At 51.6% G+C, this 24254-nt stretch carries 24 protein-coding genes and 1 tRNA gene; 9 read left to right on the top strand and 16 right to left on the bottom strand.

Annotated features, from left to right (window positions below; translation table 11 throughout):
• Positions 1-25: 25 nt before the first annotated feature.
• From tcuB to FBY04_RS04190, 4 genes are all read right to left on the bottom strand, one after another.
• On the bottom strand, positions 26-1183 hold the full coding sequence (gene tcuB, locus FBY04_RS04205; protein WP_084321404.1) for a tricarballylate utilization 4Fe-4S protein TcuB: 1158 nt from the start codon (positions 1181-1183) through the stop codon (positions 26-28).
• Positions 1170-2621: an FAD-dependent tricarballylate dehydrogenase TcuA gene (gene tcuA / locus FBY04_RS04200; protein WP_084321546.1), complete on the bottom strand. Its 1452-nt coding sequence runs from the start codon at positions 2619-2621 to the stop codon at positions 1170-1172. Before tcuA ends, tcuB begins: the two co-directional genes overlap by 14 nt.
• Positions 2622-2795: 174 nt before the next feature.
• Positions 2796-3731, bottom strand: coding sequence for a LysR substrate-binding domain-containing protein (locus FBY04_RS04195; protein WP_145314593.1), 936 nt, complete (start codon positions 3729-3731; stop codon positions 2796-2798).
• 702 nt (positions 3732-4433) lie between these two features.
• Complete coding sequence (locus tag FBY04_RS04190; RefSeq protein ID WP_145310382.1) at positions 4434-4736, bottom strand: helix-turn-helix domain-containing protein; 303 nt, start codon at positions 4734-4736, stop codon at positions 4434-4436.
• 134 nt (positions 4737-4870) lie between these two features.
• Here FBY04_RS04190 and FBY04_RS04185 point away from each other — a divergent pair, with 134 nt between their 5' ends.
• On the top strand, positions 4871-5392 hold the full coding sequence (locus tag FBY04_RS04185; RefSeq protein ID WP_145310385.1) for a hypothetical protein: 522 nt from the start codon (positions 4871-4873) through the stop codon (positions 5390-5392).
• Between the two features lie 578 nt (positions 5393-5970).
• Here the strand turns inward: FBY04_RS04185 and FBY04_RS04180 are convergent.
• Positions 5971-7725: a relaxase/mobilization nuclease domain-containing protein gene (locus FBY04_RS04180; RefSeq protein WP_145310387.1), complete on the bottom strand. Its 1755-nt coding sequence runs from the start codon at positions 7723-7725 to the stop codon at positions 5971-5973.
• On the bottom strand, positions 7722-8135 hold the full coding sequence (locus tag FBY04_RS04175) for a hypothetical protein (RefSeq protein WP_145310389.1): 414 nt from the start codon (positions 8133-8135) through the stop codon (positions 7722-7724). The genes FBY04_RS04180 and FBY04_RS04175 overlap by 4 nt, the downstream gene beginning before the upstream one ends.
• Positions 8136-8618: 483 nt before the next feature.
• Here FBY04_RS04175 and FBY04_RS04170 point away from each other — a divergent pair, with 483 nt between their 5' ends.
• The 4 genes from FBY04_RS04170 to FBY04_RS04155 are packed head-to-tail and all read left to right on the top strand — an operon-like array spanning position 8619 to position 11449.
• Positions 8619-9800 carry an SEC-C metal-binding domain-containing protein gene (locus FBY04_RS04170; RefSeq protein ID WP_145310391.1) on the top strand — a complete coding sequence of 394 codons (1182 nt, stop codon included), beginning with the start codon at positions 8619-8621 and terminating at the stop codon, positions 9798-9800.
• Between the two features lie 51 nt (positions 9801-9851).
• Complete coding sequence (locus tag FBY04_RS04165; RefSeq protein WP_145314592.1) at positions 9852-10601, top strand: HNH endonuclease; 750 nt, start codon at positions 9852-9854, stop codon at positions 10599-10601.
• Positions 10559-10975: a hypothetical protein gene (locus FBY04_RS04160; RefSeq protein WP_145314591.1), complete on the top strand. Its 417-nt coding sequence runs from the start codon at positions 10559-10561 to the stop codon at positions 10973-10975. The genes FBY04_RS04165 and FBY04_RS04160 overlap by 43 nt, the downstream gene beginning before the upstream one ends.
• Before the next feature lie 54 nt (positions 10976-11029).
• Positions 11030-11449 (top strand): hypothetical protein, encoded by a 420-nt coding sequence (locus tag FBY04_RS04155; protein WP_145310395.1) that lies wholly within the window; start codon positions 11030-11032, stop codon positions 11447-11449.
• 24 nt (positions 11450-11473) lie between these two features.
• Here FBY04_RS04155 and FBY04_RS04150 read toward each other — a convergent pair whose 3' ends face one another.
• The 6 genes from FBY04_RS04150 to FBY04_RS04125 form a co-directional block, all read right to left on the bottom strand.
• On the bottom strand, positions 11474-13450 hold the full coding sequence (locus FBY04_RS04150) for a replication endonuclease (protein ID WP_145310397.1): 1977 nt from the start codon (positions 13448-13450) through the stop codon (positions 11474-11476).
• Between the two features lie 288 nt (positions 13451-13738).
• Positions 13739-14035 (bottom strand): hypothetical protein, encoded by a 297-nt coding sequence (locus FBY04_RS04145; RefSeq protein WP_145310399.1) that lies wholly within the window; start codon positions 14033-14035, stop codon positions 13739-13741.
• A gap of 49 nt (positions 14036-14084) precedes the next feature.
• On the bottom strand, positions 14085-14255 hold the full coding sequence (locus tag FBY04_RS04140; protein WP_145310401.1) for an AlpA family transcriptional regulator: 171 nt from the start codon (positions 14253-14255) through the stop codon (positions 14085-14087).
• 374 nt (positions 14256-14629) lie between these two features.
• Complete coding sequence (locus tag FBY04_RS04135; protein ID WP_145310403.1) at positions 14630-14923, bottom strand: hypothetical protein; 294 nt, start codon at positions 14921-14923, stop codon at positions 14630-14632.
• Complete coding sequence (locus FBY04_RS04130; RefSeq protein ID WP_145310405.1) at positions 14904-16763, bottom strand: site-specific integrase; 1860 nt, start codon at positions 16761-16763, stop codon at positions 14904-14906. The genes FBY04_RS04135 and FBY04_RS04130 overlap by 20 nt, the downstream gene beginning before the upstream one ends.
• Positions 16764-16875: 112 nt before the next feature.
• Positions 16876-16963, bottom strand: a tRNA-Ser gene (locus FBY04_RS04125).
• Positions 16964-17086: 123 nt separating this feature from the next.
• On the opposite strand from FBY04_RS04125, the gene FBY04_RS04120 reads away from it, so the two are divergent.
• Entirely contained in the window at positions 17087-17758 is a 672-nt protein-coding gene (locus FBY04_RS04120) for a Bax inhibitor-1/YccA family protein (RefSeq protein WP_017339210.1), read from the top strand.
• 65 nt (positions 17759-17823) lie between these two features.
• Here the strand turns inward: FBY04_RS04120 and FBY04_RS04115 are convergent, their stop codons facing one another.
• Positions 17824-18261, bottom strand: a complete 438-nt coding sequence (locus tag FBY04_RS04115; RefSeq protein ID WP_008028095.1) for an Lrp/AsnC family transcriptional regulator — start codon at positions 18259-18261, stop codon at positions 17824-17826.
• A gap of 135 nt (positions 18262-18396) precedes the next feature.
• Here FBY04_RS04115 and FBY04_RS04110 point away from each other — a divergent pair, with 135 nt between their 5' ends.
• Positions 18397-19290, top strand: coding sequence for a DMT family transporter (locus FBY04_RS04110; protein ID WP_084321400.1), 894 nt, complete (start codon positions 18397-18399; stop codon positions 19288-19290).
• On the opposite strand, the gene FBY04_RS04105 is transcribed toward FBY04_RS04110, so the two are convergent.
• Together FBY04_RS04105 and FBY04_RS04100 are read right to left on the bottom strand one after the other, a co-directional pair.
• Complete coding sequence (locus FBY04_RS04105; RefSeq protein ID WP_084321398.1) at positions 19291-20334, bottom strand: FUSC family protein; 1044 nt, start codon at positions 20332-20334, stop codon at positions 19291-19293.
• A 52-nt stretch (positions 20335-20386) separates the two neighbouring features.
• Positions 20387-22012: an NADP-dependent glyceraldehyde-3-phosphate dehydrogenase gene (locus tag FBY04_RS04100; protein ID WP_084321396.1), complete on the bottom strand. Its 1626-nt coding sequence runs from the start codon at positions 22010-22012 to the stop codon at positions 20387-20389.
• 186 nt (positions 22013-22198) lie between these two features.
• Between FBY04_RS04100 and FBY04_RS04095 the strand changes: the two genes are divergently transcribed.
• On the top strand, positions 22199-23086 hold the full coding sequence (locus FBY04_RS04095; protein WP_145314590.1) for a Dyp-type peroxidase: 888 nt from the start codon (positions 22199-22201) through the stop codon (positions 23084-23086).
• A gap of 48 nt (positions 23087-23134) precedes the next feature.
• Positions 23135-23314 carry a hypothetical protein gene (locus FBY04_RS04090; RefSeq protein WP_145314589.1) on the top strand — a complete coding sequence of 60 codons (180 nt, stop codon included), beginning with the start codon at positions 23135-23137 and terminating at the stop codon, positions 23312-23314.
• 110 nt (positions 23315-23424) lie between these two features.
• Here FBY04_RS04090 and FBY04_RS04085 read toward each other — a convergent pair whose 3' ends face one another.
• Positions 23425-24162 carry a TorF family putative porin gene (locus FBY04_RS04085; protein WP_145314588.1) on the bottom strand — a complete coding sequence of 246 codons (738 nt, stop codon included), beginning with the start codon at positions 24160-24162 and terminating at the stop codon, positions 23425-23427.
• Positions 24163-24254 lie beyond the last annotated feature (92 nt).

The raw sequence follows: 24254 nt of genomic DNA, 5'->3' as shown, positions 1-24254 counted from the left end.
GTTATTGGAATGAGTGGTTCTACGATCAGTCGCTTCCGGCGTTAATCGGGTTGGGTTGGCGTTTTTCGATGGAGTACTTGAGCAGCGCGGCGCTACGGAAGATGCCATGGGCGAATTTGCTGTAGGGCATGGTCAGGAAAAACGCCATGACCAGGCCGAGATGGATCGCCAGCAACAGGCCCAGGGCTGCGGTTTCACGGAACGCCAGGAGTGCCAGGCCGCTGGCGCTGACCAGGAACAGCAGTGCGATAAAGCCGCGATCCATGGGTTTCTGGTTTTCGTCGCCGTGTTCGGGATTGCGACGCAGGTTCAACCACAACAGACCCGCAGGGCCGACCAGCAACCCGAGCCCGCCGCTGATGCCCAGCATCACTGGCAAGCTCGATACGGGGTAGGGCGCCGACCAGTCCAGAAGGAAATGGTAGAGCGTGGCGACCCCAGTGGCTGCGAAGCACAGCATGAAGCCGTAGAAGGTGAAGTGGTGGAAGCGCCGCCGCCACAAGGTGAATCGATCATCAGCGTTATTGCAGCCCTCGCCATGGCCTCCGTCCAGAAATTTGAGCCGGGCGACGTTGGCCGTGGCTTCCAGTGCAGCAGCGGTTTTTTCCTGCGCGGGCGCGTCGGCCGGTGAAACATTACGCCAGAAGCGCCGCACGCCAAGGGTCAACGCGAGTACCGCGAATCCGAAAACGGCACCGAACATTACGGCGAGGGTGTTGTGGGGGAAGATCTCGTAGAAATTTCCCCCGGGTATCGCCGTGAACAGGTTGCCCATCACCATCAACGTGAGACACAGGAACAATGCCAGCCCGGCACCGGCTGACAGTGCCAGAGTCAGTCCGTTGCGCCGGTATAGCGTGCCCATCACCTGTGGCCAGGCGTACTCGGCGTAAGTGTCGAGGCGGACTTTGGCCATGGCCTTGGGTACATTGATTTCGAATTCGTGAGGTGCGGCGTACTGACAGGCATGCAGGCACGCACCGCAGTTATGGCAAAGGTTCGCCAGGTAGTGGATATCCGCCTGAGAAAACTCCAGACGTCGTGTCATGGCCGGAAATACAGCGCAGAAGCCCTCGCAATAACGGCAGGCATTGCAAACGGTCATTTGTCGCTGAACTTCGCTTTCATCAAGGTTGAGCACCGGAATCAAATCGCTCGGTGCCTTGGGATCAAACAGCTGCATGTCTAAATTCCGTTTGTGAACGAGAAACAAAGCCTGCCGAAGCGGCTGCCTGTACACCGGCAATCCGACCGAATGCGGTACCGATGGCCATGCCGATGCCGGCGGTATAGCCCTTGCCCAATACATTGCCCGCCATCATTTCTCCTGCGACGAACAGGTTGGGGCAAGGCTTGCCGTTGAAGTGAACGGCGGCGGTATCGTCGGTAGCGAGGCCCAAATAGGTGAAGGTCACGCCGGGCTTGAGCGGGTAGGCGCAGAAGGGGGGCTTTACCAGTGGGCGAGCCCAATGGGTTTTGGCGGGTGTCAAACCCTCGGTGTGGCAATCGTCCAGCGCGGTGTGGTCGAACGTGCCAACGCGGCAGGCGGCGTTGTATTGCTCGATGGTTTTGACGAATTGCGTTACGGGAAGCTTCAATTGGCGGGCCAGGTCTTGCAGGGAGTTGGCTTTAGTGCCAGGAAACACCGGAGGCATGAAACGGCCGAGGGCTTGTTGGTCGATGATTGAGTAGGCCTGTTGACCGGGTTGCCCGGCCACCAGGCGTCCCCAGATTGCATAGCGCTTGGGCCAGAAATCCTCGCCTTCGTCATAGAAGCGTTCGCCGTCGCGATTGACCACTACGCCCAGCGATACGCAATCGATACGGGTGCAGATACCACCGTCATAGAGGGGGGCACGGGCGTCGATGGCCACCATGTGTGCTTGAGTCGGGTCGCCGATAAAATCGGCGCCCAGGTTCTGCATGCGGCGAAGCAGTACGCCGGTATTGAAGCGCGTCCCGCGAATCAGAAAGTTGTCTGACGGCCATTCACCGCGATCGTTTTGACCCCAAGCCTCACGGAGCCACTCGCGGTTCGACTCGAAACCGCCAGCCGCCAGAACGCAGGCTTTGGCCTGAATACGCTCGGCGGGTAAACGCTGACCATCGATCTCACGTTCACCGATGTACGCCGCGACGAACTCTGCGCCTTCCATCTCAATGTCAGTGACTTGAGCGTTATAGCGGATCTTGACGCCCAGCCGCTCGGCGCTACGGAAATACGCATTAACCAGCGCTTTGCCGCCCCCCATGAAAAATGCATTGGTGCGCGCAACATGAAGGGCGCCGGACAGCGATGGCTGAAAATGCACGCCATGGGAGCGCATCCAGTCACGGCAGTTCGACGAGGCACGGATGACAAGACGTGCAAGCTTCTCGTCGGTAAGCCCACCGGTGACCTTCAGCAGATCCTGCCAATACTCTTCTTCGGGATAGGCATCGACCAGTACATCTTGCGGCGCGTCGTGCATGCAGCGCAGGTTTCGGGTGTGTTGCGAGTTGCCGCCGCGCCAGGCTTTTGGTGCACCCTCCAGCAACATGACGCTGGCGCCGGCCTCCCGAGCCATCAAGGCTGCACACAAGGCCGCATTGCCGCCGCCAATTACTAATACGTCGATCATCATCACTCCTCAATCGCAAGGAGGCATGAACGAAGTGCTCCTCGCGAGTGGGGAGAAGGTAGAGCTGTCAGCTTATTGTCGAAAGGCGCGAAATGACTCGGGGTGTTTAGTTTTTATAAAGGCTTTGCTGCGAATAACAACAGTATTGGACGCCGGGAAGAGGGTTAGCCGGCATCATGGCACGACGTCCTCGATCCACGACGCTCCCGTCCATTGTTGATCAATGACCAACTGCCGAGCGACATCCGTAATAACCAGCCGCGCAGCCAGGGCTGCGGGGGACAGTTCATCATCAGGCAGTGTCGCCAACAGGTTTCGTCGCCCTGCGTGAGCATCGGAAATTTCCACTACTGAAAGTCCCGACTCACCTTTGAGCGCCGCTGCCGCACCGGGCTGGATGGTGGCAGCATGACCTGCGCGTACGGCGTTCATCAGTACGGCAAGACCATCCACTTCCATGATGATGTTGGGAGCCAATCCCGAACGTTCAAACGCAACCATCAGCGTAGAGCGCAAACCGTGTTGCGCACTCGGCATCACCAGTGGAAGTTGACCTAGATTCGCCAGTTGCACGCTGGTTCCTTGTGGTGCGTGGGGCAGGTGCGGTGAGCTGATGACAAATAGTTTCTCGTCGAGCAGCGGCGTCACGCTCCAGCGCTTACCACCTTCGAGTTGAAAAAGAATGGCCAGGTCGATCTGGCGAGCATTGAGTTGCGTGGCCAAATGCCCGGACAACATCTCGACCAGATGCAATTGAATATCCGGGTAGCGCTCTCGCATCGCATTGATCAGTGGCAGGGCGAGAACAGTGGCAGTCGTGGGCGCCATTCCGACGGTGACATACCCACTCATTCGCCCACGGTGAGCGGCCATGATCGCATTTTCGGCTTGCCGCAAGCAGAGCTGGGCATGGTGCAGGAACGCCATACCGGAGCTGGTAGGTGTGACGCCAGTCGTGGTGCGATTAAGGAGGCGGGTTGACAGCTCACTTTCAAGTTTCGCGATCTGTTGGCTAAGGGCTGAAACGCCGACGTCCAGTTCAAGAGCTGCGCGTCCCAAGCTTCCGTGTTCGATGATTTTTACGAAATAGCGCAGCTGTCTTAATTCCAAGCGTTGCCGCTCCACGTTAAATTGTTGTTGGAGTGCAGATCACGGAGCTGTCAGGTACTTTCTGTGGCAGAGTTGCGCTCATTAGCCTGAGATGTTATGCCTCGGCAGTCAACATTGTGCTCAGTTGATCAGCGAGCTCGATCCCTGACGTTGATACGCCTGGTTGCCTGAGCCGCGATCTGCACGCGCTAAAGACGACCAGCGATTGCCAGGTTTTGTTAGAGGTGAAAGAAGTGATATGTCGAGCCTTTAATCCGCAGTGCATCATCGCGTGTTGGGAACGAGATCAAGTCGTTACTTTCGCCCCGGATCTCCTACAGCCTCTGTGTCTTTATCGGTACTGCAGGAGTGCAGCGACAATTTAGCATCCGAAAAATTGGCCGCTGGTCGAAAAGTAATACTTCATCCAGGGCGTGGGCTGAAGTGTGGGCTGGCAGGTTTTACCAAACCCCAGAAACGACAAAGCCCTGAATAATCAGGGCTTTGTCGTATAAAGATGGCGGAGGCGATGGGAGACGCACTACGAAGCCATACCGCAGAAAAAACATTTAAAAACAACAAGTTAGTTCAGATGCAAAAGAGGTTGTGACCTAGAGTGTGACCACCTCTGTGGCGTGCCGAAGATCACCCTTTGGCGTAAGTCTCGCAATCAGAAGCCGACGAACGGTAGGTCGGTTGCAGCATTCAAGTAGTGGCAAAAACTCAAATTGCGAGCTGCTGAGCCAGGCTTAGCACGCGCTCACGATCATCTTTTTTCAGCGAATGGAAAAGCTTGAGCAGTTCAGCTTCGTCATCGTCATCACAATAGAAATAAGCGGCGGGCAAACCCAGTGCATTCGCGATTTGCTGAACAGTTCCTTTGCCAGGCACATGTACGCCGTTTTCGTACTGATTCATCCTCGCTGATGCACTGGCAGGCTCTAGTCCAGCCTCCATGCCGAGGCGTTCTTGGCTAAGGCCTGCTGTCTTCCGCGCCGCTCTCAATCGTTCGCTGAACGTGCTCATTTTCTCTTGCCGCAAAAGCTAAGAGAGTCTTAGTTTTTCGTTGACGGAGTACTAAGAGATCCTTAGTATTTGCTCGGTGATGGCTTTTTGATGTCTTGCGCTTTAGACAGACCAAACTAGAGAGGGATTTTGAAATGTACGAAATGAAAATAGTTGACGGTCATCTGAACTCGAAATCTCGCGGGAGACTAGGCGATAACGCATCGTATAATTACTGGAAAATTGACGGTGAAAAATTAGAAAATATTAGTTTGCCGGATGAATTGGACGCACACGTTGATGTGGGTAAAAAAGTAAGAGCTACTTACTATGAGGGGAAAGATAAGGTAAAAAGGATTGTAGCAATTCAAAGTGAAGGCGAGTCAGTACGCGCAGTTGAAACGATACCGTTTGTTTGTAGTACAATCTTTAACATTAGTCCGTTAGTGCTCTTAGTTGGATTTGTGTCGATCTTCGTGTTTCATGGCTGGTGGAGTAGTACTCTAGGTAATAACAGAACAAGTTTTGCCGGGTCTCCATATCAATTGGCTTGGGTCGCACTAAATTTTCTAGTTGTCTATCGTTACATGATAAAACCAATCAGGGCAGTGGTGGGTGGAGTGAGACAATTTCGTGAATATTGCGAAAGTAAACCTTGGGCATCTATCAGCAACTAATTTGCTCTTGGAGGCCCTCAGGGCTGGTCGCGGTCAATAGTCGCATATGATCGGGCCGCAGCTGGGCGGCTGGTTGGCCAGCTTCACCGGCCAGCCAGGCGATCATATGTGGCGGACAAGCGCAGCGCGTCGGGCTCTTGCTGCCGCAGATCTTCCCCCTGGCCAACCTTCTTCGTCGCCCTTGACTCTCGAAATCAAAAAAATAGGGATAGCGATAGCGACGCGCAGCGGCGCATGAGCACGCCGACCCCGGCCCGGGGGACGTCCTGTCGGGGGCGGAACCCCGACACTGGGGCGCCGAAGAGGCGCGATCTTGCTTTCGCCCGCCGGACTAGCCTTGCCCGGCGAGAAGGGCACATAGTGTTTCAGTCGTTTAATCATCGCTGCACATTTCAAAAAGCTCACAATGAGTGACTTGGGCAAGTTTGATTTGCGTTTGTGCTGTCGCTGTACAAATTATGTTGATTTCAACTTTTCTAACAAAGTCCGTTATTATTGCGGGGCTTGCATATTCCTCCGGCAATTCTTCGGAAATATTGACCTGTAATCGAGCGTTTCCGCACTTCAAACAACGTGTTTTATTTGATAGTGGGTGAGCTGTCAAATGCAGTTTTTCCAGGAGTTCTATGCGTTTCGTTAATGATACTTTGTCCATCATCTCTAGCCTCATCGTTTATTTTTGTTTTTAGTGCAAAGCCAAATTTCCGATTGGAATTTTTAACAGCCGATATAAAAAGTTTCTCATCCAGCTTATCTAGCTTCGGCGCAACCGCCTTGGGCGCTTCTATGAGCGATGACAGATCGGAGCGCAGTCCAGTGCCAGCCTGCGCCTTTCGCATCGCCCCCAGCGGCGTCAGGATTCGCTGTTCGACCCGCCTCTGTTGCTGATCCAGGGCTTTGAGGTAACGCATGTCATCACGTAGTTGTTTGATGTGCTCGCTGATCAATCGTCGGTTGGAAGCAAAATCACTGCCGTAGCCATCCTGGCTCAAAAAATTGCGCCCGCTGTAAGTGCTCAAGTTGAATTTGAACAGCACGGAAAAGCCTCTGGTAAAAGCTTGGCGGAAGGCCTCTGCCGCTTCCTGCTGCTGCTTGAAGAACTTGCGCGACTGCGCCATCGCTTCGTCGACGCCCTGTTTGAGCGCGTTGTACAGCTTGCGCCGCAGTTCATCGGCGACCGGGTCGTCGGTCTTGACGTCAGCCACTTCCAACTCCGGATGGCACGCATTAGCCAGGCCATCGATCTGTGTTTGATCGAAGCCGCGAATCAACGGGTGATTGGCCACAAAATTGCGAGCAGCAGTCCGAGCCCCAGGACTGAAAGTATCCAGATCGTTTTTAATTGCTTTAAATTCTTCTGACAGGCTTGCAAGTTCATTTGAAGAGACTGATTCAAGTCGCTTTGCGCGCTCGATCGACTCTCCAACGATTTTATGTCTTCCTTGAGTTTCCGCTGTTCGTTCAGCAAGTGCTTCACCATAGCGGGATTCAGACCCAGCTCGGCCATTTTGGAATCTTGCAATTGCTTCTGCATGCCTTTCTGCAACTTGCTCGAAAGATCGTTCGCCATACAATTCCCCTTTTAAGCGCACAGCTTTATCCATTCCTTCAAATTTGAAGGAAAAATAGTCGCTGCTTTTTCTTGTTATAGTTGCACCACTGTTTTCCAAAAACTTGATCATGTCCTCGCGGCCACCGATCGCCCGGTTATCGATCAATGTATCAATCGCCTGGATCACTTGCTGTTTGATGTTCTTTTTCGGATCAAACTGTTTCAGCTCTATTGGCCTTTTATATTGCGGATCGCGAGGGTTCTGCAGGCCGTACTTCTCGCACATGTGATCAACAAAGGCGTCATTCTGCCAAATGAACACCTGGTTGCTGCCAGGCCCGCGCTTGCCGTTGTAATTCGGCGGAAACGGGTTGAAGTATTTGCCACTTTCCGCGTGCACCCTCGGCGCCATGTAGTGCATTTCAAGGCGTCCCAGGTGCCTATGCTCCACCAGGCACCACAAGCGGCTATCGGCATTTTCAATGCCGGCAAAAGCGAAGTCTTTGAACTCTTGGATTAGCGCTTCCTTCCGGCCTGGTGTCGCATCAATCAGTGCCGTTTCTTCCGTCGAAAAGCTCAGTACGCCAGACGTGTACTTGTGCTTGAAATCCAGGCTTTCGCATAGCGCACGAATCACCTCCGGGTCGCCCTCCAGCAGCTCGGGGGCCGGTACGCGTGGCTTCCAGACTTGGGCCTCTTTGTCGAAGTAATCATCGTCCAGGAAGTAATCCAGGCCGCAGCCGGCACCACTGGTGCTGTAGTTAGAAAGGCCGTGGATCATGCCGGCACCTGCTGCGCCTTGGCCGGCTTTTTCGCTGATCGCGGTTTGCGTTTGCGGCTCAGCAGATGGATCGCCTGCGACAACTCAGCGACGCTGCGTACGTCACCGCCGATCTGCCCCAACTGGTAATGGATCAGCAAGGCATCGGCGTTCTCACGATAGGTATTGGCATGCTTGGCCAGCATGTTCAGATTGCTGTTGATTCGGCCCAGACAGGCATTCAGTTCTTGCAGCTGCTTTGAAATACCAGGGGTGACTTCCACAGTCGACTCGGTAATCAAGCGGCTAACAAATTGGCTTACATTCATTTCAGCTGCACGAGCTTTTTGATTGAGCAATTCCCGCTGTGACAATGGCACCTGGGCATTGATTTGTACCATCTTATCCGATGCTTTTTCTATCTCGGGCATGACCCCTCCTGGAGTTCTTGTTATTGATCTTTCTTAGCTCTTAAAGGGGCATGGGGGAACCCCATTGGGTCAAGGGTAAACCCTTGCAAGGTCGGGAAATAGTCGTAGACTATTTTTCGAGGAGCCTTGTTCGCTTATGTACTTGAACGTATTATCAACATAGAGATAAAGAATCTTCAATTGGCAAGCTTTAGGTAGAGGGTTATATTTGGAGGTGTATATGTACGAGTTGAGCTTTGGTTGTATAGCAGATTTTTATACTGCCGATGAAACGCTTGTAGATGATGCAAGTTACGATGGAAAAAACGCACTGCAAGATCAGACCAGAGCGTCAATCAGGTGCATCAGGCAGTATTTCAATGAGCATCAGACTACAGCTGTCCTAGCGAGACGGGAGGCTACAATTGAGAGTAGTATGCCGTCCATCGACGATTTTTTTTCTTAACGCTACCTTTAAAATTCCATCACGCGACGGAGCAGGTAATGGATTATCTATCTGACGAGATAAAAAAAATCATAGCCACAATGGATATTGGTGCTAAGCAACGCTTGATGGGGGACATCGCGCACGTCAACACGATGACGCCGAATGAGTCTTGTTGGTGTGGTAGTGGTGAAAAGTTTTCTGAATGCCATCTACATCGGGAAAAGAAGCGGAAAATCTCGCGAAACGTGGAACGTCACGAGCAAAGCCGGATATTTGATAAAAGTGAGTTTTGCTGTGCCAGTTACGACGCACATAATTGCGTTCTTCCAATTAAAGGTGCTCACACTATTCAAAGAAGTCGGGTACTAACAAGCATTGCTAAAGATGGACACGTCGGCACGTTTTATCGGAATTCAGAAGGCCGACTTGATGAGAAAGGGATAAAAACCGGGATCAAATCTAATGCGTCTATTTTTTTCGGTTTTTGCTCCTATCATGATACTGAAATTTTCAAAGCAATAGAAATAAACGAATTTTCGCCGAGTCGAGAAAATTGTTGGTCTAGTTCTTATAGAGCTGTTTGTCATGAGTTTTATCAAAAAACTGCCGCTTGCGAGGCTGTAGATTGGAAAATCCAAAATCTAGATAATGGACGTACTCTTATTGAACAGCTAATACTTCAATATAGTCTTCGACGCATTCAGAGAGATATATTAAAAGGATTAGATGATATTAGTAGAATTAAATCTAGTTTTGAATCGATACGTTTGAATAGTAGTTTTCACTTGCTAAAGAACTATATTATAGAGTTCGATACGCCCTTGACGGTCGCTGTGTGCGGAACTATATCGCCTTTCTATAATCTTGACGGTGTCAGAATTCAAAATTTCAGTGGGCAGCAAGAGTCCCTTGAGCACATTGCATTATCCACAGTTTGTATTCAGGGGCGTGCCGTGTACTGTTTGTCTCATTTGATTGAGCACGAGAAAGCTAGTATTTATCTCGCTGATCTCTTTCAACGAGGTGATAAATTTATAAAAAATTGGTTGGTAAAATCGATTTTTGCTCATGTCGAAAATAATTATTTTAGTCTTGGTTGGTGGAATGGTATTTCGGAATGCGACCAAGAGCATATTTGCGAGTTGGCTCTTTCCGAAAGCTATACTTCAAAACTCAATTATGATGATTTTCCTGCACGTCTTGTTCCTGGAGAAATCCATAAAAAACTGATGGTGTAGTGTTGTCTAACATCACTATGCTGCTCGCCTGTTGGTTATTTGGAGCTGTATATGAAAGGGGAAGATTCAAATAAATTTTGCGCCTTCTGCAATGCAGAATTAAAAGGGGCAAGCAGGTCTAAGGAACATATAATTCCAAATTCTATAGGCGGCTGGCTAAAAACGTCTGATTTCATTTGTATAGAATGCAACAGCACGAGGGGCGATAGCTGGGATTCAGAGCTTGCTGAGCAGCTAAACTGGTTTTCGCTTTCGCTCGGCATCACTAGAGAGCGTGGATTGCCTCCAGGCCAACTAGTTAATACGGTAGATGGGCGCCAATATATGCTTTTGCCAGACGGCTCTTTCTCCCCAAAGTCGAGTTATTCCGAAGAGTTTGTTGATGGTAAAAAAAGAATCAGCATGGTCGCTAAGTCAATTGCAGAGGCAAAAAAAAGATTAAATGGGGTTGCCAGAAAGCACCCTGCCTTTGACTTAGACAAAGCACTCTCCGAGCTGAAAATTGACACGGCTTACCTGGATAGTCCTCTAACAGTAGAGCTTAGCCTCGGTGGGGGGAAGGCTGGTCGTTCGCTCGTTAAAACAGCGCTGGCGTTTGCGTCACACTGCGGTATACCACATAGTCAATTTGGCCGAGCAATTGCATACTTGCTTGACATGAACGCTGAGCCGCCATATGGGCACGCCTACTTGAGCGATCTTGTGATTGACCGAAACAAGGAAACAATATTCCATAAAGTGATCCTGATAAAAGCAGGTTGTGGTCTTATATTGAATACTTCGGGCTATTTCGCGTCATAATCTTAATTAACGACAATTACACCGGCCCGGAAATAGATGAAATCTATGCGCTCGATCCTATAACTGGTGAAGAAACCCATGTCGCAGTAAACAGCAATATAGCTGATGAGGAGTTTTTCAAGGTAATAGATGGTTTCGGGGTCGACCATGCCATTCATAAAGCCGCTGCGGATTTCGCTTTACCTATTATTATTAAAAGAAGCGAGCAGCGTGCTCTTGATAGTGCTGTGAGGGCAGGCTTTGTGTACGCGGCTGAGACACTAGGTATTCCAGAGGGATCAGATATTCCATTAGAGAAGGCAGAACAGTTTACAATATTAATGATGGAAAAAATCAGCCCCTATATCTCTCATCGAATACGCGGTAACCGCTAACGGAGCTAGTAACGAAAACACAATCATTCAGGTAATGAGTTTTTGGAGGTCGTCATGGGAACAATTGAAGTAACGCTTGGTTTCCTCGGACTGGTTGGTATAGGCGGTATCATCACTGCGCTGATTACTAAGCGGAAAGAGCTTCTATTCAAAGTTTTAGAAAATAAAGAAAGACGATATAAGTCGTGCCTGTTGTATATGGATGTGTATTTTAAGCCGGAAAATATTAAATATCTTTCGAGTAGGCAGTCAGACATCAGTTCTGCGCTGGATGTGATTGAGTATCTGAAAGCTGAATATCACGAAATGATTCTCTACGCATCAAAGCCCGTAATACTTAGCGTGAAAACTTTCATCGAAACGCCTAACAAAACTAATTTTTTATCAACGGTATTGGCTATGAGAAAAGATTTGTGGTCAAAGAAGGATGATTTCAAAATTAACGAAATCGGGTTGTCAGAAACAAATAATTAGCCTTTGGCTTATAGCGGTACTGTGTTATGCCGCTTTTTTACCTTCATTGAGCCCAGGTCTTTCAAGCATCACGAGTCCAGTTTTTTTAGGTTCCTCGTTATTCTGTTCGACTTCAAGTTGTGTGGGTGTCGACGCACGCTTGTAATAAATACCGCGTCGTTCTTGAAGTGACTTCAGCGCTTCGCTCATCCTCATCCGCTGGGATAGGGGCAGGGAGAGTGTGCTTCGTGTCTGTGGCGCGCTGTGGAGCCCTTGCGGAGGGCTATGATCCGGCTCCGAGGGTCTAAGTCTGCTTTGGGGGAGCTCCTGCTCTTGCTCTTTGCTTTTACTTGAATAATTAACACTAATTGCCCCCATTTTGACGTGTTTGGATTTCGACGATATATAGAGGCTGGCCAAACGCTGTACGCCTTCATTTTCGTGGTTGAGCAATTTGAGCTCATTTTTGCTCAGGGCCATGCAGAGGCCACTCGTTTGAACGTGTTCTGCATCATCACGATGCTTGATGCCAACGATTTTGACGACTTCCTCTCCAAATTTATTCTTTGTAACCTCTTTCACAAAATCAATATTTTGAGAGTTCGCTGTGATGAAGGCGACACTGGCGTCTAGTTGCTTTTCGAGCCTCAGCGGATCGCTTTTTGAGACATATAGCTGATCCGCTAGTCGCTTCGCATGTAAATTCTGAGGGGATATCTCCAGTCGCTTGACTTTTCGCAGTGCTCGCCGTTTTGTGAGGGAACTCTTAACTCCGAAAAATGAATATTGTCGGGTGCCAGCAGCTCGGATGGCGCATTTGTATCTATTTGCCATTTCGTAGTTTATATCTTTGTTGTCGCTATCTTCATGCTGCATGGCAAAGGCCAGATAATTGAAAATATAACTCGATGCTGCTGCACATTTTACTGCGCCTTGAAGATCACTCCCCACAGTGGAGCGATTCAGGCCGTACTTAATCAGTTTGTCTTTAAAGGTTCTGAAATACCACTCGGGTCGGTCAGCGTTGTACAATTTTCCAATGACCGACTCAATCGAGTTTTTCATTGCGCTATCAAAAAAAATCAAAAAATGCATATGTGGACAGCCATCGTCGTGGACTTCGATCACTTTGAATCCGAAGTAGTCCTTTCCCCGCTTGAATTTTTTATCGAGCCTTTTTTGAAATGTTTTAAACATGCTGCCGTTTAAGTAGTCGCTGCCATTTTTAAATGTCAGGTCGTTATCGTAATCTGCTATTTCATTTCGTGTCTTGTTTTTCGGATTCGAATGAAATTTTGATGGACAAGTGAAAGTTACAAATGCCCATTCAAAATTGCTGTTGTCGGCGATCCTTTCGAGTGATTTAATTGTCAAAAATACTTCATGAAATTTATTTTTTGATGCGCTCTTGTTTGCTTCTTTTAGATTGAAGGTGATAGGTGTCCCAGACTTTATGCTCGGGAGGTATAGTTTTTTTTGTTGCTCCAAATATGCATCGTTTTTTAGTTTCTTTAGATGCATTAGCTCGACTGTATATGCTGAGCAGCACTTGTCCGGCTTGTCGAAACCAAGCTCTTTATTAATGAACGCCAAATGCTCTCTTCTCTTTAAAACCAAAGTATATATTTTCTTTCGCCACCAGCTGGCATTTTGAAGACGCTTTAGCTGACTAGCGATTGTTGAGTTTCTATTGGGAGTGACTGTTAAAGAAAACTCATGAGGCGTGCGAGCATGCAAAGCAAGCGCTAAACTGGCATCTTGAAGACGCTTTAGCAGACTAGCGATTATTGAGTTTCTATTGGGGGTGACAGTTTTAAGAAACTCATGAGGCGTACGAACATGCAAAACAAGCTTTGTTGTGTCTGCTTTAATATTGAAAATGTGATTTGTGTGGCTAAGGGAGATGAGGCGGGCAAGCTGATCTATTTTCAGTATTAGTAAAGACGGGGAGCTCTCTAACAACTTGTCTGTGTCGAAAGTCTCAGCGAGCACATAATTGGTATTTTTGGCGGAAGAATTCATGCGTTTTTCTTATTATTATAGTTGTTTGCCAAACCGCCCGGAGGTGCGGTAGGTTTACTTGATTTTCCCGACTAGTAATAACCTCATCGGTAGAAGAAATATTGACGTGGCTAAGTTTTCTGAGATGAGACAAAATACATAACGGTATCGTTACCGCTGCAACGGTCTGGGTTGTCTTCAAATATGGGAGTGATTTTACAAACACTCACCCCCATATCCTGGGCCGCCTATTCGGCGGAATGACACTATTAGAATTTCAGTCGATATCCAGCGTCGATATGCCAACGTTCACAAGGCTTCTCCCTGCAGTTCAGCGATCTGTTCTAAGAGATTAGCTTTAGCTTCTTTTAATAGCTTGAGCTGTTCTTTTTCACCAGTGATCCGCTTTTGTTCTATCCACACTTCCTCTTCAATCTGATTGATTAACTCGCGGCTGGCACTCATGAAGTTTTCACTGACGCCCTTGTCCGTCAGATTTTCGCTAAGATCGGATAGCTGATTTAGCCTTGACTCCCAGTCGTCAACAATGCCTTGGATTATGACGTTTTTCTTGGGTTTCCCCAGTTCGTAGATATGATTGAACATTATTTTGCACTCCTGTTGTTTACTAGAAAGCCTATACTCAAGCTCATTTTTATTCCCCTTCGAATTTTTTTGCGATAAATGTTTTAATATCACTTTCAAGCCATACGTTTTTAATTCCGATTTTTTGTGGCGATGGAATTTCCTTATTTAAAGTCATTTTATAGACGGTACTTCGACCGATTTTTAGAACTTCGCAAACTTGTTTGGTGGTAAGTAACATCGTTCAGTCCTGGTGTTTTGTGTTCACCCTGATAGCTTTTCGCAGATCACCTGGCCCGTCAATCGGTAAATCGTTGACAAAATGTCAATATTGTGAAGTACACTCAGTATACTTTTTTAAGCTGTTGAAAAACAAAGATAAAAATAATTAACTCGTCTACCTGATGAGGAAATAGCTTCAAGAAAACCGACAGACGGTAGTGCTTGATTGATTTTTGTCCGACACTGCCCGGAGGTTTAAGCGCGCTCTACATAGTTGTCCGACATCGACCGTAGATTGCTGACTATTAGCTGCTGCTTTAGGAGGGGGAGAGCGCACAAGGCTGCCGCTACGGTGCGTAGCGGCGCGAGGAGGGGGGATGTGTAGTGTCGTTGCTAGGCGTAGAGTTTTGCCGTTCCAGCGAGTTCGCAGAATGCTGCGATACCCCGTTTCAGCCTTTCAATAGCGGCGAAGTTAAACGCTTTGTAAAAATTCAGACTTTGATCGTTGATATCAAATTCAGAAAAATTTAGCTCTCCATTTTTCCTCTCAAAAGTAAATTCAATGTAGAGGTTTTCGTCTTTTGTATTGCAGTCGTCATCAAGAGAGTCGTACAAAACATAAAGCTTAGCTACACCCATAACTTTCCCGTTCGGGAGTCGCTCCAGTTTACTGATGCTTAGATCCACGTTTCACCTCCTTGGCTGCTAATGTCTTTTGTTTTAGTTCAAAGCTCTTCAATGATCGGGTAAGGATGCTTCTGAATTTCTTGCAGAATTGGTCATAAGTCATAACGTCAATTTTGAAGTTGAGGTTATTTAGAAAGTCTTTTTTGGTTTCGAGGTTGCTTGTTCCGTAGCGGTCTGCTTCTGATGTTGTTTCTTTTTCATGGCCTGTTATCGTTTCGATTATATAGCCACGTTGCTCATTGTTTTTAAGTACGTGATCGCGGAGTTCTGTGATGACAGTGTGTCTAAATGAGTGGAATTTTTTTCCATCATTCTGAGATTTATGCACGCCGACTTTTGAGAGATAACCGCCTGGCCCGTCGAGACGGCAAAAAAATTGAGTGGCAGTAGCGCCCCATTTGTTATTTTCGCTATACACCAAACCGTCGAATAGTTTTTTCTTTTTTTCGGCTTTCCGTTCTTGGACGTATATTAACAATCCAAGATCTATCAGTTTTTTATGAACGGGAACTAGTCGTTTGCTCGCTATGTTTTTCAGGCTTCGACGCTGAGGCACTGAATCAGAATCCCCTTCAATTTTAAAATAATAGATGCCATTTAACTCGCAAATATCATCTGTGTTGAGCTGGGATATCTCGCTAATCCTTGCTGCAGTGTGTAGCGCTATTAATGGAAGCCAATATTGATATTTAAAAATCCCATTGGTAGGGCAGGATTCGTGGGTGTTATATAGATAACCACTAAATATTTTTTGGATTTCTTCTGGTGTGAATGAAGACTTTTTGTCGTCGATGTGGCTGCTTTCCATCTTTTGCCGTGTACGAATTGCACTGAACGAAGGTTTCTTTATCGAGTCAGGGGTGTATTCAGTTATTCCATCGTTATGTGCTAATTTTAACAAGGAAATAAGCCTTGTGGAGTATTTTTCTGCTGTTGCCGAACTGATCTTTGTTTCGCCTGTACCTGCAATTAGATCGCTTTTAGCAATCTTTTTCGCGGTGTCGCCTAATTCAATTATAGATATTCCACGCACTTTGATGTTGCTTAAGTCTACAAAAACGTCCGAAAGTTCTTTCTGCGTTAATAGATTAACTGGTTTATTTTGTACTAGGACGTCGAACGCACGAGCATATCTTGAATATTCAAGATCAGTCTTTTTTTGTCTTGCTTTTGAAACCGTTCCCGGATCAAGCTTGTCGAGATTATGCAAGTCCTGAAATGAATTGTTCTTGCTCGGGGTTGATAGTTTTTTTTGGAGGGGGCGGTGGCTGATCTTGTATTGTGCGATTTGTGAAATGTGTTTTTGTGTAATGTCATGAACAATACTTTTAAATTGCTCTAACAGCAGTTCTTTGTCAGCAGTGGTCATGGTGAGGTGATTGATTTCTCGGCGAGTTGCATCGTCGTAATACGAAGCTTCAGCCATGACTCTTTGGTATAACGCGTTTTTATCATCGGCAGATAAGCCGTAGCTTTCGAGGATTTCATCGCTTGCGAAGGCATTGAGTAACTGCCAGGCAGATAAGAATTGGCTTACGCGCAGTGATGAAAGGCTCTGTTTCTTGACTTGAGCTTCCATCGCCCTTAATCGCGCTCGCATTTCAGCTAGCATTTCATCGGTGATATCCGCTTCTTCAATATTTTCGTACATGCTCAAAATCCGTTGATAAGCCGCGTTAACCTCTGCTGCTTTTTTAATGGCAGTCGAGCGGCTGTCTGTCTGAAGGGGGATTTTGAACTCTGATCGCTGCAAAAGGCGAGCGATAGACGTAGGCCAGCGCGCCCGGAAAACGTATTTTCCGCTGCGCGTTAGGCTTAGATGTAGATTTTTTGTGGGCATTTACAGCTCCAGGCCTTTCGGCTGTTGCTGCGGCTAGCTTTGTGACGCTTGTTGCGTCTACCTTGCTAGCCAGCCCTGAAAAGTCCTTGAAAATCAAGGACTTCTAAGAAAATGGCGGAGGCGATGGGATTCGAACTCATGGACCTGTTACAGTCGACGGTTTTCAAGACCGTTGCCTTAAACCACTCGGCCACACCTCCGTTTGCGTTGCGGGCGCCATAATACCTGAATGAAACACACTGTCAAACTCTCTGGATGGCTTGTTACAGAGCGTCTGTTATGATCTTTGCGACTGAACGTTTCAAACCAACAGGAGTGTCGCCATGCGCGAACAGGATTACGCAGTTAATAACAGCGTGCAGGCTGAGCAGCTAGAGGTTAGCCGCGTCCTGCGCAACACTTACGGCTTACTCGCACTCACCCTCGCATTCAGCGGCGTGATGGCGTTTGTCGCCCAGCAGATGCGTGTCGGCTACCCGAATATCTTCGTGGTGCTGATCGGTTTCTACGGCCTTTTCTTCCTTACCAACAAACTCCGTGATTCCGCGTGGGGCCTGGTGTCGGCGTTTGCCCTGACCGGTTTCATGGGTTTCCTGCTCGGCCCGATCCTCAACCGCTACCTGGGTATGCAGGGCGGTGCGGAAGTGGTGAGTTCGGCGTTCGCGATGACGGCACTGGTGTTCGGCGGTCTGTCGGCTTACGTGCTGATCACTCGCAAGGACATGAGTTTCCTCGGCGGCTTCATCACCGCAGGTTTCTTCGTGTTGCTGGGTGCGACGCTGGCGAGCCTGTTCTTCCAGATCAGCGGTCTGCAACTGGCGATCAGCGCAGGTTTCGTGCTGTTCTCGTCGGTCTGCATTCTGTTCCAGACCAGCGCCATCATTCACGGCGGCGAGCGTAACTACATCATGGCGACCATCAGCCTGTATGTATCGATCTACAACCTGTTCATCAGCTTGTTGCAGATCTTCGGCATCATGAGCCGCGATGATTAATCGCCAGGCTTGAAATAAAAAACCCGCGAAAGCGGGTTTTTTTTGTCTGTGATTTGAGTAAAGGTTCACGCCATCGGCGGCAACCGTCGCTTGACCGGGGTTTTCTTGACGATCGCGGTGTTGGTTTCGGCGTGGGTGTTGAGGCGGTCGAGCAGGGTGTCCAACTGCTCCATCGAGCGCACATGCAGGCGGGCGATGAAGCAGTCGTCGCCGGTTACCTTGTCGCACTCGGTGAATTCGGGGATGGCCTGGATCTGCCGCTCCACCTCCTGCAACTGGCCCGGCAGCGGGCGGATACGCACGATGGCCTGGAGCTGATAGCCGAAGCATTTGGGATCAATCTCGACGGTGTAACCCTTGAGGACGCCGCGCTCTTCGAGGCGGCGCAAACGCTCGGCGACGCTGGGCGAGGACAGGCCGCTGAGGTTCGCCAAGGCCTTCAGCGAACGCCGTGAGTCTTCCATCAACGCCGTGATCAGCACTTGGTCGATATCGTCAGTCATGGCGCAACCCCTGTAAGGCAATTTATCGAAAGCGCCTTGATAAAAAAGGCAGATGCCGAGTTTAGCCTGCTTTTTGCGCTGGAGAAGCCCCCCGGCGGATTGGCATACTTTGGGCTCAAACACAGGAGTCTGATGATGGACAAAACAATTCGTCACGGGTCATTCGAAATGACCGCCGCCATGCTGATTTCCGGGACTATCGGCTGGTTTGTGCTGGTGTCCGGGCAGCCGGTGCTGGACGTGGTGTTCTGGCGTTGCGTGTTCGGCGCCGGCACGTTGTTGCTGATCTGCGCGGCATTCGGTTTCCTGCGCCCCGGCATTCTGACCCGCACCACCTTCCTGCTGGCCGTGCTCAGCGGCGTGGCGATTGTTGGTAACTGGGTGTTGTTGTTTGCCTCTTACTCCCGCGCCTCGATCGCCATTGGCACGGCGGTCTATAACGTTCAGCCGTTCATGCTGGTCGGATTGGCGGCGCTGTTCCTCAACGAAAAAATCACTTTGCAGAAGCTGTTCTGGCTGGGCATTTCGTTTCTGGGGATGCTGGCGATTGTCAGCGCGCACGGTGAACAGGGCGAGGGCGGCAATGATTACCTGATGGGCATCGCGCTGGCGCTGGGCGCTGCGTTCCTCTACGCGATTGCCGCGTTGATCATCAAGCGCCTGACCGGCACGCCACCGCATCTGATTGCGCTGATTCAGGTCAGCACTGGCGTGTTGTTGCTCGCGCCGTTCGCGCACTTCTCCGCGTTGCCGCAAGCGCCGAGCGCATGGGCCAGCCTGGTGACCCTTGGCATTGTTCACACCGGCGTGATGTATGTGCTGCTGTACGGCGCGATCCAGAAGTTGCCGACTGCACTGACCGGCGCGTTGTCGTTCATCTACCCGATTGCGGCGATTTTCGTCGACTGGTTTGCCTTCGGCCATCGCCTGGAAACGCTGCAATGGATCGGTGTCGCCGCCATTCTGCTGGCCGCTGCCGGCATGCAGCAAGGCTGGAGCCTGAAGTTTCGGCGGACTGTTACGCAATAATCAAATGTTCCAGCGCGGCGCGGTCTTGGCCAGGCGCTGGCGCATCTCGCCGATGTTGCTGGCCAGCTGCCGGATCAACAACCGGTAACCGTCCAGCGGGTTATAGACGGGTGCGTCCAGGCTTGAATCCGCCGGCAGTTCAACAGGTCGACTGAGCCGTTGCGATGCGCCGGACTTCAACGCCCGCGCCATTCCCACCAGTTGCACCCGAATCAGCCGATGCTCCGCTTTCAACGCCGATTGCAAATGAGCCATCGCGTTCGGGTCATGGGTATCCGGTCGGGTATTACTGAGGATTTCCAGGGTGCTGACGCACATCCGCAAATGACGCTGCATCGCATCGAGCTCCGTCATGGATATCTTCACTTCCTTGGACACCGACGGCATCAGCGAGCGCAGTTGCACCATCACCGCGTTCAGGCGATTCATCAACTTCACGTGCTCGTCATCGGTGACGGACTGGCCATTGATGATCCGTCCGTAAATCGTCGCGCAATCGCGCAGGGCATCGGCCAGGTTGTAGCGCCAGGAATAAACTGCGTACAGCGGCAGGGCGAAGGAAAATGCCAGTGCCAGGGCAATGCCGATCAGGATGTCCACCCCGCGCCACAATCCGTCGGTCACTGGGTTATCGCCATGCCCGGCGACGATAAACACGGTGATCGCCGACAGCAGCGCCGTGTAACCGCCCTTGCCGATGGCGTGGTACGAGAAGAATCCGCAGACCACCGACATTGCAAAATAGGTCAGCCACGGCATCCCGAGCCAGGCCTGTTGCGCCACCAACACAAGGCCGACGCCAGCCCCGATCAACGTGCCAATGGCGCGCTCGGCGGCTTTTTTGCCGATGTTGCCGTGGTGCTGCAAACCGCCGATCACCACCAGCATCGTCACCGATGCCCACTCACCGTGGGGCAGGTGGATGCCGGTGGTCAGCAGGATCGTCGCCAGCAGCCCCAGTGATACGCGCACGGCGTGAATCAGTTTGGCGTGGCGATAGCGCCGGTACGGGTCCAGTAACGGACGCAGTACCCGGCGCAACAGCGGTGGCAGTCTTTGGGCTCTGAAGGTGCTCAGGTGCTCAGGCTCGTTGTCCTCAGAAGATGTAATCGGTGGTCAGGAAACTCGAACTGCGGCCGCTGATGATTTCGCTGATCAGGTCTTTGTTGGTCTCCTGGAACTTGGTCGCGACCAGCGTGCGAATCGAAAACACCCGCAGCGCATCATGCACCGACAACGTCCCTTCGGCGGAATTCTTGCGGCCGTTGAACGGGTAGGTGTCGGGGCCGCGCTGGCACTGGGCGTTGAGGTTGATCCGCCCGACCTGGTTGGCGAAGGTGTCCACCAGCCGGCCTACCGCCACCGGGTTGGTGCCGAAGATGCTCAGTTGCTGGCCGAAGTCCGACTCCAGGACGTAATCGATCACGGTGTCCAGATGCCGGTAAGGCACGATCGGCACTACCGGGCCGAACTGTTCTTCCTGATAGACGCGCATTTGTGGCGTCACCGGGTACAACACCGCCGGATAGAAGAACGATGCACGGGCTTCGCCGCCATTGGGGTTGACCACGCGGGCGCCTTTGCCGACGGCATCCGCGACCAGTGCGTGCAGATAGTCGACCTTGCCCGACTCCGGCAGCGGCGTCAGGGCTACGCCGCTTTCCCACGGCATGCCGGGTTTGAGGCTCGCGAGTTTGGCGTTGAATTTGTCGATGAACGCCTCGACCACCTCTTCGTGGACGAAGAGGATTTTCAGCGCGGTGCAGCGCTGGCCATTGAAGGACAAGGAGCCGGTGACCGCTTCGCTCACGGCGTTGTCCAGATCCACCTCAGGCAAGACGATGCCCGGGTTCTTCGCATCCAGGCCCAGCGCGGCACGCAGGCGATGCGGTTTCGGGTGGAGTTTTTTCAGGTCGCTGGCCGCTTTGTTGGTGCCGATAAACGCAAAGATGTCGATCTTGCCGCTGGCCATCAGCGCGCTGACCGTCTCGCGGCCGCTGCCGTAGATGACGTTGATCACCCCGGCCGGGAAGCTGTCGCGGAACGCTTCCAGCAGTGGGCGAATCAACAGTACGCCGAGTTTGGCCGGCTTGAACACCACGGTGTTACCCATGATCAGCGCCGGAATCAGTGTGGTGAAGGTTTCGTTCAACGGGTAGTTGTAAGGTCCCATGCACAGCGCCACGCCCAGTGGTACGCGACGGATCTGGCCCAGGGTGTCCTGTTCCAGCTCGAATCGGCTGGAGCGGCGGTCGAGTTCCTTGAGGGCGTTGATAGTGTCGACGATGTAGTCGCAGGTGCGGTCGAACTCTTTTTCCGAGTCCTTGAGGTTCTTGCCGATCTCCCACATCAGCAACTTGACCACCGCGTCGCGCTGTTCGCGCATACGCCCGAGGAAGGTTTCGACGTGCTGGATGCGCTCGGCCACGCGCATGGTAGGCCACAAGCCCTGGCCCCGGTCATAGGCGCGAACGGCGGCGTCGAGGGCGGTCAGCGCGGTGTCGGCATCGAGCAGCGGCGTGCTGCCGAGGATGACCTGTTCGTCGCCGTTTTCACCGGTCAGGTACACCGGGCTGCGAACCTGGGCGAGCGGGCCTGACCAGGTTTTCAGCTCGCCGTCGACCAGGTATTCACGCTGCTCGGTCTGACCGTCGAGTCGGTACTTTTCCGGGATGTCGCTGGAGTCTGGAAACAGGTTGCCAAGGATATGTGCTGTGGTCATGTCGCTACTCCATGTGATGTAAGCCAAGCGCTGGCGGCTTGCAGTTCAGAATTCACTTCAAAGGTTATACGCCTTATTGGTCCGACTTTTTAAGTGCGGATTTCACGATCCCGCGATCTTTTGACCTGAGAGCACACAACGGCCAACGCTGCGGGTAAACTTCGTGCTCTTTCTTAAGGAGTTCATATGAGTTACTACCAGCCGGGCATTCTCGCCACCCCAGTACCGCCTCAAGCCCGTCATATGTTCTTCGCGCTGGAATCCGTCGATGCACTGCCGGCCGCGCTCGACAAGTTGGCACAGCTGGTGGACGGTAAATCGGCAGTGGTCGGTTTCGGTGAATCCCTGGTCCAGGCGCTCAATGGTCAGATCGAAGGCCTGCGACCATTTCCGGCGCTGACTGGTGTCGGTGTCGACAACCCATCGACCCAGCACGCGCTGTGGTGCTGGTTGCATGGCGTCGACCGTGGTGAGTTGCTCAATCGCAGCAACGCCATAGAAGCTGCGCTGGCACCGGCCCTGCGCCTGGTGCAGATGAACGAAACCTTCCGCCACCTGACCGGCCACGACCTGACCGGTTACGAAGACGGCACTGAAAACCCGCACGACGAAGCCGCCGTAGCCGCTGCGCTGGTGGGTGAGGGCGCTGAGGGTCTTGTGGGTGGCAGCTTCGCTGCGATCCAGCAGTGGCAGCATGACCTGAAAGGCTTCCACGCCATGCCGTCCGATGAAAAGGACAACATCATGGGCCGTCGCCTGAGCGACAACGAAGAACTCGATGACGCGCCGATCTCCGCCCACGTCAAACGCACCGCCCAGGAAAGCTTTGCCCCGGAAGCGTTCGTGGTCCGTCGTTCGATGCCTTGGATCGAAGGGGATCGTGCCGGCCTGATGTTCCTCGCGTTCGGTTTTTCCCTCGATGCCTTTGAAGCGCAACTGCGCCGCATGAGCGGTCTGGAAGACGGCATCACCGACGGTTTGTACCGCATCAGTCGACCGATCACCGGTGGCTACTACTGGTGCCCGCCCTTGAAGGACGGTCATCTGGATTTGCGCGCACTGCGCGTCGGCTGATCTGTAGGAGCACGGCTGGCGATAGCGGTGGGTCAGGCAACAATGAGGGTGGCTGACAATCGCCATCGCCAGCAAGCCGGCTCCTACACAGAATGCGGTGTCTGCCAGATCTCACCCCATCGAACCACCTGCCCGCTACCAAGCAGCACGGTGGACGAGTACAACCCGTTCGAAATCAATGGCCACGACACCGACACCTGTGCAGTGGAGGCGGTGCTGACCTGGTAACCCGCAACAGCCACACCGCCTTCCCCTGTAGGAGCCGGCTTGCTGGCGAAGGGGACTGCACTGACGCTTTCGCGGGCAAGCCTCGCTCCTGCAGGGGAAATCTGTGTGGGTCAGAAGGATTTGCTGACACTCGCCACCACAGTGGCACTGCACACATCATCAAACCCCCAATTGCTGGCGCACTGGCTTTTCGACAGGTCGGTGTCGATGTAACTCAAGCCCAGCAGCACACCGGCCAGTTCGTGGGTCAGTTTGACTTCCCATTCGCGGTACGAGTCTTGCGCATCGCCCGACGTCGAGTACAGGTACGGGTCCTTGAAATCCATGTTGCCGTATCGCAGTTTCAGGCCTGTGTCGAAAGGCAACTCCGTTTCGTAACCAACATAGCTGTACAGCGAGCTCTGCTTGCTATCGATGCCCGGCGCATCGTCGGAGTAATAAGCCGCGAGCTTCACTCCGTAGACGCTGAGGATGGCGTAGGTCTCACCCTGATTGAACTGGCTTTCTTTCGGGTAGGTATATTTCAGGTAGCCGAGGTCCAGGCTGACCGCATCGGTCGTTTGCCAGAGCCAGCCAGCGTAGTAGTCGACTTCCTGCCGGGTTTTCAGTCCGCCGCCGAAATCGACGTTGGAGCTCCAGGCACCCACATAAAGGCCGCTGCTGTGAGCCAGGGTGACGCTGGCCTGCAAGGCAGGATCATTCTGGGTTTGGGAAATGCCGCGGGTGCGGTAATCGCTGGCCAGGGTCACATCGGCCAGCAGGGCGAAGTCGTCATTCAAGGGCATCGCCTGACTGCTCAAGGGCAGCACGCTCAAGGAACCGAGGGCGAACAGGGTGAAAGCTTTCATGGGTAGCGTCCCGTTATTTATTGTGGTTGTCAGGGGCAGTTTTTTTGGCGCAAGGCTGCGCCGAACCCCGGCGACGAGCGCGGGGGCGGGCA

Source organism: Pseudomonas sp. SJZ080 (assembly GCF_007828295.1).
In the GTDB taxonomy this organism is placed as follows: domain Bacteria; phylum Pseudomonadota; class Gammaproteobacteria; order Pseudomonadales; family Pseudomonadaceae; genus Aquipseudomonas; species Aquipseudomonas migulae_A.
This window is presented reverse-complemented; position numbering and strand designations above follow the sequence as displayed.

Coding starts and splice junctions, on each gene's coding strand:
- tcuB (WP_084321404.1), bottom strand. CDS start 1,183: ATGCAGCTGTTTGATCCCAAGGCACCGAGCGATTTGATTCCGGTGCTC.
- tcuA (WP_084321546.1), bottom strand. CDS start 2,621: ATGATCGACGTATTAGTAATTGGCGGCGGCAATGCGGCCTTGTGTGCA.
- FBY04_RS04190 (WP_145310382.1), bottom strand. CDS start 4,736: ATGAGCACGTTCAGCGAACGATTGAGAGCGGCGCGGAAGACAGCAGGC.
- FBY04_RS04185 (WP_145310385.1), top strand. CDS start 4,871: ATGTACGAAATGAAAATAGTTGACGGTCATCTGAACTCGAAATCTCGC.
- FBY04_RS04180 (WP_145310387.1), bottom strand. CDS start 7,725: ATGATCCACGGCCTTTCTAACTACAGCACCAGTGGTGCCGGCTGCGGC.
- FBY04_RS04175 (WP_145310389.1), bottom strand. CDS start 8,135: ATGCCCGAGATAGAAAAAGCATCGGATAAGATGGTACAAATCAATGCC.
- FBY04_RS04170 (WP_145310391.1), top strand. CDS start 8,619: ATGGATTATCTATCTGACGAGATAAAAAAAATCATAGCCACAATGGAT.
- FBY04_RS04165 (WP_145314592.1), top strand. CDS start 9,852: ATGAAAGGGGAAGATTCAAATAAATTTTGCGCCTTCTGCAATGCAGAA.
- FBY04_RS04155 (WP_145310395.1), top strand. CDS start 11,030: ATGGGAACAATTGAAGTAACGCTTGGTTTCCTCGGACTGGTTGGTATA.
- FBY04_RS04150 (WP_145310397.1), bottom strand. CDS start 13,450: ATGAATTCTTCCGCCAAAAATACCAATTATGTGCTCGCTGAGACTTTC.
- FBY04_RS04145 (WP_145310399.1), bottom strand. CDS start 14,035: ATGTTCAATCATATCTACGAACTGGGGAAACCCAAGAAAAACGTCATA.
- FBY04_RS04140 (WP_145310401.1), bottom strand. CDS start 14,255: ATGTTACTTACCACCAAACAAGTTTGCGAAGTTCTAAAAATCGGTCGA.
- FBY04_RS04130 (WP_145310405.1), bottom strand. CDS start 16,763: ATGCCCACAAAAAATCTACATCTAAGCCTAACGCGCAGCGGAAAATAC.
- FBY04_RS04120 (WP_017339210.1), top strand. CDS start 17,087: ATGCGCGAACAGGATTACGCAGTTAATAACAGCGTGCAGGCTGAGCAG.
- FBY04_RS04115 (WP_008028095.1), bottom strand. CDS start 18,261: ATGACTGACGATATCGACCAAGTGCTGATCACGGCGTTGATGGAAGAC.
- FBY04_RS04110 (WP_084321400.1), top strand. CDS start 18,397: ATGGACAAAACAATTCGTCACGGGTCATTCGAAATGACCGCCGCCATG.
- FBY04_RS04100 (WP_084321396.1), bottom strand. CDS start 22,012: ATGACCACAGCACATATCCTTGGCAACCTGTTTCCAGACTCCAGCGAC.
- FBY04_RS04095 (WP_145314590.1), top strand. CDS start 22,199: ATGAGTTACTACCAGCCGGGCATTCTCGCCACCCCAGTACCGCCTCAA.
- FBY04_RS04085 (WP_145314588.1), bottom strand. CDS start 24,162: ATGAAAGCTTTCACCCTGTTCGCCCTCGGTTCCTTGAGCGTGCTGCCC.